The following is a 14811-nucleotide window of genomic DNA, read 5'->3' as shown; positions in this document are numbered from 1 at the left end:
TTTTTGCTTACAGATAATAAATAACAAGCAGATAAAACTAAATTCGCGCTCAAACCATCGGCTGGGCTTGGTAACTTTGACCAACCTTATAAGCGTCAGCCAGGAGATCAACTTGTCAACTTTCGATCGGATTAGACGAATAGAGCGTAAAGAGTAAGTCGCCCTTCTTAACGCGTTCACCTGATTTATGGTGCAAATAAATGCCGGCATCGTAATCAATTTCCTGATCTTTTGTTTCGCGACCGGCCCCTAATTTCATGGCGGCAGTGCCAAACTTAACTGCGCTTACAATGTCAAGCACTCCTTCGCTGGTGGCAAAAATTTCGTGGCTGTACTTGGGTTTCCAAAAATTATCCGAGCGTAAGTGCTCAAAATCGACTCCTTGACGAATCATTCACTCTTTGAATTTCTCTAGTGCTTTGCCTTGAGTGATGGCCTGATTTACTTGCTGAGCGGCTTGCTCAGAGGTAAGAGAAGGCCTAGCTTGGAGTAAAAGCGTCTGGCACGAAGACTTAATTAACTCATCTAAATCAGGAATAACTTGACCGCTAAGATAGTTAAGCGCTTCTAAAACTTCAATCCGGTTGCCGATCGCTTTACCAAGTGGTCGGCTCATGTTGGAAATTTCAGCGCGCACATTTTTGCCTAGTTCTTGGCCGATTTTAATCATTAATTGAGCCAACTTTTTAGCCGCTGGGATGTCTTTCATAAAACTGCCATCACCGCATTTAACGTCTAGCAAAATAGCGTCGGCGCCCGTAGCAATTTTCTTAGACATCACCGAAGCGGTCATGAGAGCAATTGACTCGACTGTCGCGGTAACATCTCGCAAAGCATAAATCTTTTTATCGGCCGGGACAATGTTGCCGCTTTGACCGATCAAAGCGATTTTGATGTCTTTGACTTGCTTAATAAATTCCGAACTTGGTAAATTAATTTTGTAGCCAGGAATTGACATTAGTTTGTCAGCCGTGCCGCCGGTGTAACCTAAACCGCGGCCCGACATCTTAGCAAAACTAACTCCTAAACTAGCCATCACCGGACCGATAATTAAACTGACTTTATCACCTACTCCGCCGGTTGAATGTTTATCAACGACCGGGCGACTAACCGACGATAAATCTAAAATGTCGCCTGAACGAGCCATCGCCATGGTCAAAGCGCTAGTCTCTTGAACATCTAACCCTTGAAACATAACGGCCATCAAAAAAGCCGCCATTTGGTAGTCGGGTAAAACGCCCTGGACGTAAGCATTGACGAGTTTTTCAATTTCAAAACTTGTCAATTTCTGGCCAGTGCGTTTTTTTTCAATTAGATCGACTGCGTTCATAAGATTTTTAACTTAACGTTTGTTAGAAGAATCAACTTTATCGTGTTCTTTGATTTGTTGCTGAACTTCCGAGACAAAATCACAAGATTTGTGAGCCATGCCTTGACCCACTTCCATCCGGTACATAGCCTCCGCTTTAGCTTGGTGATTTTTCAGGTACGTTTGCACCGGCATTTTTTCCATCACAAATTCCTGGTCTACTAATGTCAGTTCGGCTAACTTTTTCTTGAGCATTCCTTCGGCGATTTGCTCTTTGATGTTATCCGGCTTACTTTTTAAAACAGGCGAATCACTAATTTCATGACGGAGATTAGCAAGGTCCTTGCTTGGGACGCTGTGAGCATCTAAATAAGCGGGGTTCATTGATGCGACGTGCATGGCTACGTTGCGAGCAATCTGGTCATTTCCGCCTTGGGTAACGACGATTGCTCCGATTTTACGGTTAGTGTGCAAATAAACTCCGTAACTTTTGCCGCTTTCTTTTTGAATTTGGACTAAACGACGAAGAGCGATTTTTTCTCCCAAAGTCGCTCTCAAACTAGTGATCATTTCCTCAACGCTTTGACCATCGGCATTTTTAATTTTAAGCGCCGTTTCCACGGTCGGATTGGCGTCTTTGATCAGCGCAATCCCGATCTCATCGACCACTTCTAGAAATTGCGGGTTTTGAGCCACAAAATCGGTTTGACTGTTTACTTCAAACATGAGAATTTTGTCGTCGTCGGAAATGATGGCGATCACTCCTTCGGCCGCGATAGCCGACTCTTTTTTAGCGGCTTTGCTAATCCCGGCTTTGCGAAGAAACTCAACCGCTTTATCAAGATCTCACTTAGTGGATTCGAGTGCTTTTTTGCAATCTAAGAATCCGGCGTGGGTCATCTCTCTTAGTTGTTTAATTTTCTCGATTTGTTCCATCTTGATCACTCTCTTTCTCGCTTGTAGCTCGCGAACTGGCAGGAGATTCGCTTGAGGTAGCAGTTTGTTCTTTTGGTTTTGAAAAACTAGTCCGGGAAGAATTTTTTAAATTAGCGCTGCGACGGCGCTGCTGACCAAAACGCCCTTTGCCAGGACGATCTTCCAAACGTTCACGACGGTCTTCGGGCAGATTAACCGCGTCGTCGCCTTGGTAAGCGTAAAGTTGTTGGCCTCCTTTGGCTTTAGCAATCGCATCGGCCAAAATTGTAATTATGAGCGTGATTGATTTGATCGAATCATCGTTAGCCGGAATAGCTACGTCCACAAAGGTAGGGTCGGCATTAGTGTCAACTATCCCAATCACTTTAACGCCTAGCTTGCGAGCTTCGCGAACCGCGATTTTATCGTGCACTGGATCGGCCACAATCATAATGTTGGGACTACTTTTCATCCGCCTAATTCCGATCAGGTTTCGCTTTAACTTCTCTAATTCTTTGGCGTACTTAAGTCCCTCTTTTTTGGTGTAACCCGAAAAATCTTGGCTCGCTTTTTGCTCTAAATCTTCCATGTACTTAACGCGTGAAAAAATTGTTTTGGCGTTAGTTAGCGTTCCGCCTAGTCAGCGGTCAGCTACGTAGTGGGAGTTAGTTCGTAAAGCGTTATTTTTAATTGTCTCGCGGGCTTGTTTTCGAGTTCCAACGAAAATAAAACTCGCGCCTTTGCTGCTCAGTCTTTCAATTAAGGCGTAAGCAAACTCAAGCGCTTTTTTGGTTTTCTTAGTATCAATAATGTGCATACCCTTTTTGGTAGCCGAAATGTAAGGCTTCATTTTAGGGTTTCACTTGTCTTTTTTATGTCCAAAGTAAGTGCCTGCTTCAAGCAGTTTGTTGTTGGAAACAATTTCCGAACTTTCTCCGCTTTGACTTTGCTCAGTTGGCGAAGTATTTTCGGAAGTAGGTTGAATATCTTGTTGATCTGAATGCATGTAGTTCCTCGTTTTGTCTTCTTTACGACTCCAAACTCGGAACCTGGCGGACGACCGGGCACGACCGAGCGAGCATCGTAAATGCTTTAGTCTATTAGTTTAAAAAAGTATAGCATAGTCGCTAAAAATCACCCAAAGCGGCAATCTTTCCCAATTAAGGGTGTGTGAGTATGAAAAAAACGTCTTAATTCGGGTCTTTGATGGGAACTGATCATTAATCAAACGATCCGTCTTTACCAAGATCAGAAAGTAGCCTTGATTCACAAGTTGGCGCTAGAAACTAAAATTTTTAAAACTGAGCGCGCCAAGCCTTTTAAAAGAGTGACAAACGCGCTAATTTTTGCTCGTTCCCGCGCTGACTATTACGGTTTATTTCAAGGTCGATTTATCGCTTTTGAAGCTAAAAGTACGATCAAAAACAGTTGGGCGGTTAACCAAATTAAACCCCACCAGTTAAAATATCTACTGGAAGTAGAGCAATTAGGCGGAATCAGTTTTTGTTTGGTTGCCTTTTTAACACAGACACGTTTCTTTGTTGTCCCAATGACTTTTTTAAGACAAAACAGGCAAAGTGTTTATAGCCTTGTCCAAATAGAAAAAGTAGCCTGCGAAACAAGCTTGCGTTACCCAGGCTACTTAGATTTGCTAAGTTGTGTCAAAAAACTAACCTGACACTCATCAGACTAGCGGGTTTAACTTACCAAAAAAATTAGGCAACTAACTGTTTGAAATTCTTAGCGCTTTTAAACTTAGGGGCGTTTTTAGCGGGAATTTGCATTTTTTTACCGGTGGCTGGATTGATACCTGTCCGTGCCGAACGTCTTATTTTTTCAAACGAACCAAGACCACTGACGTGGACTTTGCGACCCTTCTTCACGCTACCAACGATAACTTCGACTAATTTGTTTACTACTTGCTCAACATCTGATTTGTGAAAATCTAGTTGTTCAGAGATTTTTTCAACTAACTCTGTTTTATTCATCATACCCTTTCCAAAGTGAAAATACCCTTCAAATTATAAGTCTTTACGCTTTTATTAGGAAATCATTGCTTTGGATTCTAAACATTCCAAAATCGTTTGCGGATCGCGCTTCTCGTGAATTATTCCTCAGAGAGCCTCGGTGATCGGCAGTTTTAACTTCTTCTGCCGAGCGATTTTGAAAAAGACTTTTAAAGCTAATAGACCTTCAACGGTTTGGTCAATGACTGCCGAGGCGTCTTTGGCTAACTTAAGGCCGTAAGTGAAGTTGCGCGACTGAGCCGAACTGGCAGTTAAAATTAAGTCGCCTAATCCGCTAATCCCAGCAGCGGTTTTACTTTGTCCTCCCAAGGCTTTTACTAAAACGTTTAACTCCTGGTACCCCTGGGTCAAAACAACCGCTTGAGCATTAAGACCGTAGCCAAGACCAGTTACTAGCCCGCTGGCAATCGCCACCACATTTTTGTAAATTGCGCCCGTCTGCACTCCGAGCGCGTCTTTGGCTAAAAAGACTTTTAAATACTTGTTAGTGAGCAGCGTCTGAACTTCTTGGCTGAGTTTTGGACTGGCTGAAATTGCCGCTAAAAAAGTTAACTTCCGCTCAACTATTTCCAAAGCAAAAGAAGGACCATAAAGCGAAACAATCCCGCGGAAAATTTGGTCTTGCTGAGTTTTTTTAGTTAAAAAAGCGTGAGCAGTTTCCGTGCTGCCCGGGTAAAAACCTTTGGCCAAGTTAATTAGACAAACTTTGTTTTTGACCGTGATTAAAGCGGCAAGTTTTTGGTAAATATCTCCCAAAACTTGCGAAGGTACGGCTAAAAAAATGTACTTAGCGTTTTGAGTTGCCTCTTTTAAATCGCTCGTGATTACGAAATTATGAAACTGGTGGTTTGGGAAATAGCGGCGGTTATAGCCTTTTTTTAAATCAGTTAACTCCTGCTTGTCCACGCCATAAATCCAAACCGGATCGCCGCTTTTATCAACTAGCGCTTGGGCAATAGCACAACCCATCGCTCCGCTACCGACTACTAAAATTTTTGCGCTAGCCATAACTTTTATTATGCCTTTGATTGACGTTTATTTTCCAATAAAAATCGAATCGGCACCCCTCAAAAAGGATAAACTTGGCGAATCTGGTTTTCAATGAAACGTAGGTAGGAAAAATGGGCCAACTGCTTGTTGTTAACAAAAAGTTTAAAAGTGGGAATTCGAGCTTGAACTTGTTGACCAAAAAATATTTCCAATCGACTGCCGCGGTAACTCGGCGCTGGTTTAACTGTTTGAACATCGTTAAGTAGATCGTTGAAATTACGGGTGGTAATTTTAGTTTTTAAACCGCTCAGCACTTTGCTAAGCGCTTGACCGATCTGGTCAATTTTTTCTTTTCGCAAAGCCGAAACACAAACTACTGGCACCCACTTTAAAAAAGGCCATTTGCTAACCAACTCACTTTGGAACTTAGGACAACTAATTTGAGAGCCAACTAAATCCCACTTGTTCACGACAATCAAAAACGGTTTTTTCTCTTCCTCTACGTAACCGATTATGCGAGCGTCAAAATGACTGGGCTTTTGGGTCGCATCTAAAACCAGCACTACAATCGTGGCGCTTTCAAGCGCGCGCTGAGTCCTTAGGTAAGCAAAGTAGTCAACGTCTTCTTCTAAGCGTGACTTGCGTCTTAAGCCGGCCGTGTCAATAATTTCAAATTCTTGTCCGGCTAAATTAATTTTCTCGCTAACCGCGTCGCGTGTGGTGTGCTTTTGACTTGAAACTATCGCTCTCTTTTGACCGCTCAAAGCGTTTAGCAAGGAGGACTTACCCACGTTAGTTTGACCTAAAATGACTAATTTGGGTTCCTGACTTGATTCACTAAGTAAACCCTTTTCTAGTCGCGGTAAAAGTCAATCTCACAAATCTTGGATGCCTATTGCGTGCAAAGCAGCGATTTCAACGATTGGGTAGCCGAGCGACCACAGTGATTTATCAAGCGGATTTTTTTGCTCCATTTTGTTAGCCAGCACCAAAACTGGTCGGTTAGTTTTACGAAGCATTTTTGCCACCCGTAAATCATCAGGCACTAAAATGCTGCGTCCATCAACAACAAAAAGAATTACGTTAGCCTGAGCAATCGCAAACTCTGTCTGCTCGGCGATTTTGTCGCTCTTGGAACTGACTTCTAAACCGCCGGTGTCAACTAAGGTGAGGCTAATTCCGTCTTTGGTGACGCGGGCAAAGTTACGGTCGCGTGTTGTGCCAGGCGAAGAACTAGTGATCGCTTGACGCGTTTTGGTTAACCGGTTAAAGAGTGTCGACTTGCCTACGTTGGGCCGACCAACGATTGCCACTAAGTTATTCATGGGGTGGCCTAAGTCCAAGTTTGTTTTTAATAATTTCGTTAATTTTTTGCACCGTTTGATCAACGCTTAAATTAGACGCGTCAATTACGGTTGCGTCGGGCACTTTTTGCAGCGGATCAAATTGGCGATTTTGGTCGCGGTGGTCTCTAGTTTGAATCTGATCCAAAATTTGTTGGTAATCAGTTTCATAGCCAAGCGTTTTGTTTTGTTGGGCTCTGCGCTCGGCACGAATTTCCGGCTTTGTGTCAAGGTAAATCTTAATTTCGGCTCGGGGCAAAACACGGAAAGTAGTGTCTCGTCCTTCGGCAATTAAACCTTTTTGCGAAGTGTAATTTTTAAGAACGGTGTTGACGTAATCGCGCACAAAGTCCAGCGCTGAAACTTGGGAGGCGAGTTGAGAAATTTGGTCTGAACGAAGCTGATGAGTAACATCTTTTCCCTCCATTCAAACTCTCTCGTGACGACGCAGTTTTATCATCTGAGGGTCAAGCAGCGCGCGAATGCTTTGGTGATCGTCGAGCGAAGTTTGGGTGGCGTTAACTTTGAAAGCAACGGCTCGGTAAAGCAGTCCAGTGTTGAGATAGAAAAGACCTCAGATTTGACTAAGACGGTGCGCGACTGACGACTTTCCAGCTCCGCTTGGTCCGTCAATTGCCACGCTAAAACTAGGTCGAGCGGTCGGGGCAGTAAAACTTTGGGAAGAGGTTACGTCTGCATCAGAGGCGAAGTGCTGAGTAAACTTCTGTTTGTTTTTCCCGCTCCGCAAGTCACTAATTAAATCGGTTAGTCGTCCTAGGGAAAAGTTTAAGTCGCTAAAGTCAACTTTGGCTTGCGTAAAACTTTGTTCTATGCGCTCAATTTCAGCCAAAATAACGGGCAAATTAGGACAAGTGAACTCGGGCGGAGAATCAATCTGGGCTAGCTTGCTCGCAAAAGACTTTTGGTCAAGTTGGTACTTTTGGTGGTAATCAGGAAAAGCCTCGACCAGTCTGCGGTTAAGGATTTGAAATTTTTCGCTTGAGTTTTGGACTGCTTTTTGCAGCTTAATGTTTTCCTCTATTTGGGCACGGTATTCTTTCCAGAGCGAAAAACGCGAAACAGCCGAATTTGACATAGTAAATTGATTATATGGAAAAGTCTGGTCAAGACTAACTAGTCTAATAACATTTAAAACTTACTTTTGGCGCGGATTTTTAGCGTCAATTTTAAGATTAATCGTTTGATCAACCCACTCGGGCTGATCTTGCCGTAAAGACTGGGCTTTTTTAATTTCCTCAATTTCCTTTTCTTTGCGGTGAGCAAAGAAGTAAACTAGACCGAGCGTAAGCGAAGGAATTAAACTGAGCGGGATTAACCAGGCAAGGTAAACCGGGCTTGTTTCGGGCTGCTCCTGCGCAGAATGAAAACTTTTCCACTCGCCTCCGTTTGCTAACGTAGGAGAGCTGACAACTAGGGTAGCTAACCACAACGTGCAAACCATTTTAAGTCAACCCAAACTTTCGCGGATTAAAACTGCCGTCTTGGAGCGATTTAGATAAATCTTTCATTTGTTTAGACATGCGGTCAAACTCGTTAATTAAAAGGTTGTAGTCTTGGGCAGAACGACCGGAACCTTTCATAATTCGCTGTTTGCGAGCAGCTTGTTTAAGTAGTTTTGGCTCCAGGCGCTCTTGGTTCGTCATTGATTGAATGAGAATTTCAAAAGTAACTAATTTGCGCTCGGCACTGGCGATTTTTTCCTCAGAAATTTTTTGACTCATTCCGGGAATCATTTTGAGAATTTTGCTCATCTTACCCATCTTTTTAATTTGCTTAAGTTGGTCAATCAAATCGTTTAAGTTAAAACGGCCACTAGCTAGACGATGCATTAGGCGCTGGGACTGTTTTTCATCCACTACGTCTTGGGCTTGCTCAATTAAACTTAAAACATCCCCCATGCCCAAAACTCTTTGTGCCATGCGGTCGGGGTGAAAAAGTTCAATTTGGCCGACTTTTTCGCCCGTTCCGATTAAAACGATCGGAATTTTCAAAAGGTAAGTTAGCGAAAGAGCGGCACCTCCTCGGGCATCAGAATCAAGTTTGGTTAAAATAAAACCGGTTAAATCAAGTTGTTCGTTAAAAGTCTTGGCCACGTTAATTATGTCTTGACCAACCAGAGCATCAACTACTAAGTAAATTTGGTGGGGACGAGCGATTTTCTTAAGATCGCTTAACTCGCGCATTAACTCTTGGTTAATTGCCAAACGACCAGCCGTGTCAATCACGACTAAATCAAACTCTTCCTGGCGAGCTTTTTTAAGCGCGTTAGTCACAATTTGCCGCGGATCACCTTGACCTTCGGAAAAAACCGCGATTTTGTTTTGTTCACCGAGTGTCACTAACTGATCAATCGCCGCCGGACGATAAACATCAGCGGCGACTAACAGCGGTTTTTTGATTTGATGATTTTTACGGTAGTAACTGACCAGTTTGGCCGCTGTGGTAGTTTTACCAGAACCTTGCAAACCAGTTAGCATCACGACATTGATTGGCCTGTGAAGCGGAACGTCTTTGCTTTTTTGACCCAAAACCTCAACTAATTCATCCCGGACTATTTTAACCATTTGCTGGGAGGCGTTAAGTTGGCCAATTAAATTAGATCCAACCGCTTTTTCTTTGACAGTTTTGACAAAGTCACGGACAACTTGGAGGTTAACGTCTGCTTCAAGCAAAGAGAGTTTGATCGCGCGGGTGACCTCTAAAATATCGGCCTCGTTGATTGTAGTTTTAGCTTTAATTTTCGCTAAAGACTTTTGGAGGCGTTTTCCTAAAAAATCTAACATTCTAGCCCAAATTATAGTTGAAAAGACTTTTAGTAAAAAGGTTTAAAATTCTTTAAAAAACTGATTACAAAGTATAATTCCAGTGAAAAAATCGGCCCCGATTCCATGAACCAACTCATTATTGCTCTCCTAATAATTGGCCTAATTGGCACAATTTTGGCTATCGTAGCAATTCTTTACGGAATTGCGGCTTTGCGTAGAAGAACGATTATGATTAAAAAACTGGATTATCTAATTGAAGATGTAACTTACAAATCGGAAATGCTAAACTCATCGGTTGAAACAGCTGCTAAAATGGCTAACTACTTGGACGTTTTTGAAGTAGTGGCTCGGAAAAACATCCAATCGCTCGCTAAACTGATGGCTCGCAACAAAGAAGACATTTACAAAGTTTTAGACCGCGTGCGTAAGTTGGCGCTGGGCGAACAAAAAGACAAGCGCAAAAAAGGAGAGAAGTAAGTGAAAATTTCAACTCTATTTTGAATAGCGGCAGCCGTAATTGGCGGCATCTACGTCACTTCTGAAGAAGGTAAACAAGTTCGGCGGGTGCTAGAAAAAAAGAAATCCGCGTTTAAACCGATTGTTGATGATTTGCTTCGCCAAGCGAACGAAATTTTGCAAGGCTCACAAGAAGTAAACTCCAGTCAAGTTCGTGCTAACGTGGACAAGTTAGTTAAGCAAGCTAAACTTACTCTCTCAGAAATTGACTTAGAAAAAACGATTGATACCATTAAGGAAAGCATTCGCGTTGCGACTAAAAAAATTCGCCAAGCTTTTAACGAAGTTGAAAAAGGCAAACCTCATCGTTCTGAACACTTCAAAACTGGTCAAACCTAAGATTTATGAACTCAATCATCACGGATTTAGAAAACCGGCAGTTGATTAAAGACATCGCTAACCGGAAGAAACTGAAAAAACTAACCAACAAAAGCGGCGTTTACGTTGGTTTTGACCCGAGCGCCAGTTCGCTTCACCTAGGAAACTATTTGCAAATTGCTTTGCTTAAACGTTTTCAAAATAAGGGTTTTGGCGCCTACGCCCTAGTTGGAGGGGCCACTGGCATGATCGGCGATCCCTCGGGTAAGGCTTTCGAGAGAACGCTGCTCAACGAAAAGCAAATTGCACTTAACAAACAAAAAATTACCCATCAGTTAAAACAATTTGGTTTTAAAGTGGTTGATAATTACCAGTTTTACCAGGGCATGAGCGTTTTACAATTTTTAAGAAATGTTGGTAAAAGCGTGAATGTTAGTTATTTGCTCAGCAAAGAATTTATCAAAAAACGAGTTAAAACTGGGCTCTCGTTTGCCGAATTTGCTTACCAACTAATTCAAGGCTGAGATTACAAAGTAATGTATGAAAGATTTAATGTTCGAATTCAACTGGGCGCTTCTGACCAGTGAGGCAACATTACCACCGGACTGGAGTTTATTCGCAAACTGGTTGATGAAGACCACCAGGCGATTGGTATCATGACCGAACTGATCACCAACGAAGCGGGCGAAAAATTCGGTAAAAGCGAAGGTAACGCAATTTGGTTAGATAAAAACTTAACTTCGCCCTACCAGCTCTACCAGTACCTCTTTAACAGCGAAGACCAAGCAGTTGAAAAGTTGCTGCTTTGGTTAACTTTTTTGGATGTCAAAACTATTAAGCGAACAATTACCCGGCACGCTTCTAACAGGCACAAAAGAATCGCCCAAAAACTGCTAGCTTACGAAGTAACCAAAGATATCCACTCTAAAAAAGAAGCCGAGCAAGCTCAAAAAATTTCGAGCGTACTTTTTGGCGAAGAAAAAATTGAAACTTTAAAAACCGCCGATCTTTTGAGTTTGCGCAATAGTTTGCCGACGGTTAAATTTTCTAAAGGTCTTTTGGTTGACGCGCTAATTAGCACAGGAGCGGCCATTTCTAAGCGCCAAGCACGCGAACTAATCGTTGAAAAAGCGATTGAAGTTAACGGCAAAGTGGTGAGTGATTCTAATCACTCAATTAAACCGTCCCTTTTTAACAAAAAAGTTAGCATCATCAAAAAGGGTAAACGCAACTTCTATTTGCTGGAACACTAAAAAACTAAATTACTTAGAGTAATACTCAACGACTAAACTCTCGTTAATGTCACGGCTAATTTCTGAGCGCTCTGGTAAACGATCGTATTTCCCGACCAGTTTGTGACGACTCAGTCAACTAGCTGGTTGGCGAGCTTCAGTTGCTTCCTCAATAATGGCCATTTTTTGACTAGTTGGTTTAACTTCCACGCTTTGACCAACTTTTACCAACATAGAAGGTATGTTGGCTTTTTTTCCATCTAACAAAAAGTGATTGTGGTTAACTAACTGTCGAGCTTGGCGACGACTGCGAGCAAAACCCAGACGGTAAACCAAGTTGTCAAGTCTTGATTCAAGTGCGATTAAAAAGTTTGTTCCTGTAATCCCTTTTAACTTAGAAACTTTTTTGAAAGTATTACGAAACTGACGCTCGTTCATTCCGTAAAGGTACTTTAGTTTTTGTTTTTCGTAAAGGTGAAGTCCGTAATCGGACATTTTCTTACGCGATTGTCCGTGTTGCCCAGGCGCGTACTCTCTTTGTTTGCCCTTAGCAAATTCTTTACCAGTTTCCAAAATAGAAAACTTATAACGGCGCGATTTACGAAAAACTGGACCAGTGTAGCGTGACATAGTGTCTCCTTATTAGTGTGAATTAGGCATACAAAGATAACTTAACTCCCCAAGGACGATTTGCCTCAAATGTGTTCGCTGCTTAAGCTCAGTTACTAACAATCCTAACGTAGGCAAATAACGCGGTCTTAAGTGTTAAGTTGCTTAAATATGCTAGAACGATTTTACCAAAAAATACCTCGTTAACCAAATTTAAACTTGACTTAAATCAACATCTTTAAAACGGATAATTTCGTCGTTGAGCGCTTCAACTTGCGGACCAACCACTAGTTGAACGTGAGTTTTGCTCACTTTCATCACACCGAGAATACCTAAACTAATTAGTTTATATCTGTCAACTTTGTCAGCGTCTTTAACATCGTAGCGAAGACGAGTAGCGCAGTTTTGGAAATTAGTGATGTTGTCGTATCCGCCTAGTGCAAGCACGATTTGGGCTGTGCGAGCACTAATTGTTGACTGACTATCAGTTGACTCTGGTTTAATGCTGCTTGTTTGCTCTGAGCTGGAAATTTGCTCAACATTAGTTGCTTGATCATCAGCAGCAACTGACCCAGTCTTTTTTGCTGACTCAGCGTTAGCGGTTGGCTCTGAGACAGTTGGCGCGGTATTTTTTGCTGGCTCAGCGATACTAGCTTGCTCTTTGACAAAAGCCGGCTGATCGCTAGTGGCAGGTCTAATCGGCTGAGCTTGCTGAGCAACGAAAATTAAGTTGGTGCTCCGACCCGGTGTAGCAAAGTTAAACTTGCCGATGGCTCAAAGACCGCCAAAGTAGTAAAACAAAGCACAAACTAATCCAATCGCGAAAATTCAACCTGGGTTGGCTAACACGGCGTTTATACCGCTTAAGTTGGCGTTAATAATTTCAATCGATTTAGGGATGGACAAAAGGTAATCAATTAGACCCGCGCTAAAACCAAAGCCTAACTGAATTCCGAAAAGACCGGTGATGAAAGCAAAAAGACCGCCCAGCAAAGCGTGAGCGATGAAAAGAGGCGTAGCCGCAAACAAGAAAGCGAATTCAATCGGCTCAGTAATGCCAGTCAGCATGGAAACAAAAGCGGATCCGCCCAGCATCGCCAACACTTGTTGTTTTTGTCCGCGGTCTTGAGCTCTTTTATAAATCGCCATCACTAAAGCTGGCAAACCAAACATCATCATCGGGAAAAAACCGGATTGAAAAGTGCCAGCTGTGTTACCTTTGGCGACTCCGGAAATGAAAATGTTAATGTCGCCTTGCACTAGGTTACCAAAGTGATCAGTGTGCTCACCAAGTTGAAACCAAAACATTGTGTTAGGTATGTGGTGAAGTCCGAAAGGAATCAGTAAACGGTTAATTAAGACGTAAATCCCCATTATGCCCGCGTTAGCATAACGCTGACCAGTCGCGCTAGATAGCGAAAGGGAGAAGCGGTAAATCAAGTACCCCACCCAAGGGTAAATCACTGCGTAAGCAACCCCTAAAATTAAAACGCTCATAATTGACAAAACCGGGATTAAACGACGTCCTGAGAAAAATCCCAGCACCTTAGGTAAAACCGCTCCGTTAAACCGGTTGTAAAGTCAGGCCACTAAAGAGCCTGCCACAATTCCATTAAGCACGTTTTCGGCTAAAATGGCGTTGTACTTAGAACCGAAAATTCGGTGAAAACCGCTCGCCGAAGCATCGGTGCCCGGTGCCAAAGAAAAGTTAATTGACCCGTAGATTTTATCAGGCAAATCAACCCCATCACTTCGCATCAAAACCGCTAAAAGAGCCATGCCGAGAAAAGCACTCAAAGCCGCTTCGCCGCGGTTATCTTTGGTTAGTCCAAAACCAACTCCAATCGCAAAAATAATCGGTAAATTAGCAAACACGATGTTGCCGGCTCCGAAAATTATTTGGTGAACAAAAGCGCTAAAAGTCGTGTCTTGGGGTACTTGCGCGCCAATCCTCAAAAGTAAAGCCGCGATTGGTAGCACAGCAATCGGAAACATTAGTGCCTTGCCAATCCGACCTAAAAAGGCAACTGAGCGCCCCAAACTAAACTTTGCCGAAATAGTTTTAAGACCCATGAGTTACCGCCTTGGCAGATTTTTTTTGGTAAACAGAAACTCCCACGGTGGTAAAAATCGCCGCAGTTAAAAACAAGACGAAAACAAGCGCCACGCCGGCTTGAATGTTTTGCGCTATTTGAGCCATCATGGTGGGACTAGTTGGCCACTCTGTTAAACGCCAAACGGATACTTTGTGTCATTCGCCACTTTGGTCGGCTAAAAAAACCGTGTTTCCAAGCGGAGCGTTTTCGCCCGTTAAGTCGTAATGTAAGTTAGCTGATTTTTCGGTTAAAAGATCGGCTAAAGTCACAACACCTTCAATCGGCTCATAACCTTCACGTACGCTTCTGGTTACGTTAATTTTTTCGGGTGCAATGATGCCCGCTGCCGCCTCAGCTGTTGTGTTTGGATCAGCTAAGTAAGCGTTCATTTGATCGGTGTAGCCAATTTTTCAACGACCCTCTTCTCGCCGAGCTTGGCTAGCGGACGCTAAAGTCACAAAAACTACCACTAAAGATACTAAAAAAAGACCGGTCAAAAACCACAAAATTACGTAAACCTTGGCTCCCGTTTTTAAATTTTTGAACCGGTTCAAAAAACTAAAAATTTTCATTTTCTTTGGTACTCCATCCTCATTTAATCAGTAAAAAAATAATAACGCAAAGAATGGCGGTTTAACCAAGTCTAAAAAAGTTCTCCGAGACCATATAA

General features: G+C 42.7%; 16 protein-coding genes. 4 read left to right on the top strand and 12 right to left on the bottom strand.

The window, feature by feature from the left end:
* Positions 1 to 37 precede the first annotated feature (37 nt).
* Genes CSE00_RS01950 through rpsB form a run of 3 tightly spaced genes read right to left on the bottom strand, consistent with a single transcriptional unit; the run spans position 38 to position 3230 of the window.
* Entirely contained in the window at positions 38 to 1330 is a 1293-nt protein-coding gene (locus tag CSE00_RS01950) for a thymidine phosphorylase (RefSeq protein ID WP_127942901.1), read from the bottom strand.
* Positions 1331 to 1342: 12 nt separating this feature from the next.
* Positions 1343 to 2245 (bottom strand): translation elongation factor Ts, encoded by a 903-nt coding sequence (gene tsf, locus CSE00_RS01945; RefSeq protein ID WP_127942900.1) that lies wholly within the window; start codon positions 2243 to 2245, stop codon positions 1343 to 1345.
* Positions 2223 to 3230 (bottom strand): 30S ribosomal protein S2, encoded by a 1008-nt coding sequence (gene rpsB / locus CSE00_RS01940; protein ID WP_127942899.1) that lies wholly within the window; start codon positions 3228 to 3230, stop codon positions 2223 to 2225. Before rpsB ends, tsf begins: the two co-directional genes overlap by 23 nt.
* 162 nt (positions 3231 to 3392) lie before the next feature.
* Between rpsB and CSE00_RS01935 the strand changes: the two genes are divergently transcribed.
* The gene (locus tag CSE00_RS01935; RefSeq protein ID WP_161565538.1) at positions 3393 to 3917 is read left to right on the top strand and encodes a Holliday junction resolvase RecU; all 525 of its coding nucleotides are present in this window, start codon (positions 3393 to 3395) and stop codon (positions 3915 to 3917) included.
* A 22-nt stretch (positions 3918 to 3939) separates the two neighbouring features.
* Here the strand turns inward: CSE00_RS01935 and CSE00_RS01930 are convergent, their stop codons facing one another.
* The 6 genes from CSE00_RS01930 to ffh are packed head-to-tail and all read right to left on the bottom strand — an operon-like array spanning position 3940 to position 9388.
* Complete coding sequence (locus tag CSE00_RS01930) at positions 3940 to 4215, bottom strand: HU family DNA-binding protein (RefSeq protein WP_201736476.1); 276 nt, start codon at positions 4213 to 4215, stop codon at positions 3940 to 3942.
* Positions 4216 to 4266: 51 nt separating this feature from the next.
* Complete coding sequence (locus CSE00_RS01925) at positions 4267 to 5259, bottom strand: NAD(P)H-dependent glycerol-3-phosphate dehydrogenase (RefSeq protein ID WP_127942897.1); 993 nt, start codon at positions 5257 to 5259, stop codon at positions 4267 to 4269.
* 8 nt (positions 5260 to 5267) lie between these two features.
* Complete coding sequence (gene der / locus CSE00_RS01920) at positions 5268 to 6566, bottom strand: ribosome biogenesis GTPase Der (protein ID WP_127942896.1); 1299 nt, start codon at positions 6564 to 6566, stop codon at positions 5268 to 5270.
* Positions 6559 to 7680: a (d)CMP kinase gene (cmk, locus tag CSE00_RS01915; protein WP_127942895.1), complete on the bottom strand. Its 1122-nt coding sequence runs from the start codon at positions 7678 to 7680 to the stop codon at positions 6559 to 6561. The genes der and cmk overlap by 8 nt, the downstream gene beginning before the upstream one ends.
* Positions 7681 to 7740: 60 nt before the next feature.
* The gene (locus CSE00_RS01910) at positions 7741 to 8034 is read right to left on the bottom strand and encodes a hypothetical protein (protein WP_127942894.1); all 294 of its coding nucleotides are present in this window, start codon (positions 8032 to 8034) and stop codon (positions 7741 to 7743) included.
* Positions 8035 to 8047: 13 nt separating this feature from the next.
* Complete coding sequence (gene ffh / locus CSE00_RS01905) at positions 8048 to 9388, bottom strand: signal recognition particle protein (protein WP_127942893.1); 1341 nt, start codon at positions 9386 to 9388, stop codon at positions 8048 to 8050.
* A 105-nt stretch (positions 9389 to 9493) separates the two neighbouring features.
* On the opposite strand from ffh, the gene CSE00_RS01900 reads away from it, so the two are divergent.
* The 3 genes from CSE00_RS01900 to tyrS are packed head-to-tail and all read left to right on the top strand — an operon-like array spanning position 9494 to position 11457.
* A complete protein-coding gene (locus tag CSE00_RS01900) occupies positions 9494 to 9847 on the top strand; it encodes a hypothetical protein (RefSeq protein ID WP_127942892.1) in 354 nt (117 codons plus the stop codon).
* Positions 9848 to 10225: a hypothetical protein gene (locus CSE00_RS01895; protein WP_127942891.1), complete on the top strand. Its 378-nt coding sequence runs from the start codon at positions 9848 to 9850 to the stop codon at positions 10223 to 10225. It begins immediately after the preceding gene.
* Between the two features lie 5 nt (positions 10226 to 10230).
* Positions 10231 to 11457, top strand: coding sequence for a tyrosine--tRNA ligase (gene tyrS, locus CSE00_RS01890; RefSeq protein WP_127942890.1), 1227 nt, complete (start codon positions 10231 to 10233; stop codon positions 11455 to 11457).
* A 9-nt stretch (positions 11458 to 11466) separates the two neighbouring features.
* On the opposite strand, the gene rpsD is transcribed toward tyrS, so the two are convergent.
* From rpsD to CSE00_RS01875, 3 genes are all read right to left on the bottom strand, one after another.
* Positions 11467 to 12066, bottom strand: a complete 600-nt coding sequence (gene rpsD, locus CSE00_RS01885; RefSeq protein ID WP_127942889.1) for a 30S ribosomal protein S4 — start codon at positions 12064 to 12066, stop codon at positions 11467 to 11469.
* Between the two features lie 192 nt (positions 12067 to 12258).
* Positions 12259 to 14118 (bottom strand): PTS transporter subunit EIIC, encoded by a 1860-nt coding sequence (locus tag CSE00_RS01880; RefSeq protein WP_161565537.1) that lies wholly within the window; start codon positions 14116 to 14118, stop codon positions 12259 to 12261.
* Positions 14108 to 14713, bottom strand: a complete 606-nt coding sequence (locus tag CSE00_RS01875) for a hypothetical protein (protein WP_127942888.1) — start codon at positions 14711 to 14713, stop codon at positions 14108 to 14110. The genes CSE00_RS01880 and CSE00_RS01875 overlap by 11 nt, the downstream gene beginning before the upstream one ends.
* Positions 14714 to 14811 lie beyond the last annotated feature (98 nt).

It is taken from the genome of Mycoplasma sp. ATU-Cv-703 (assembly GCA_004011965.1).
Taxonomy (GTDB): Bacteria; Bacillota_I; Bacilli_A; order Mycoplasmatales; family Metamycoplasmataceae; genus RYZV01.
The sequence above is the reverse complement of the archived record's forward strand: the minus strand, read 5'-3'. Positions and strand labels throughout refer to the sequence as shown.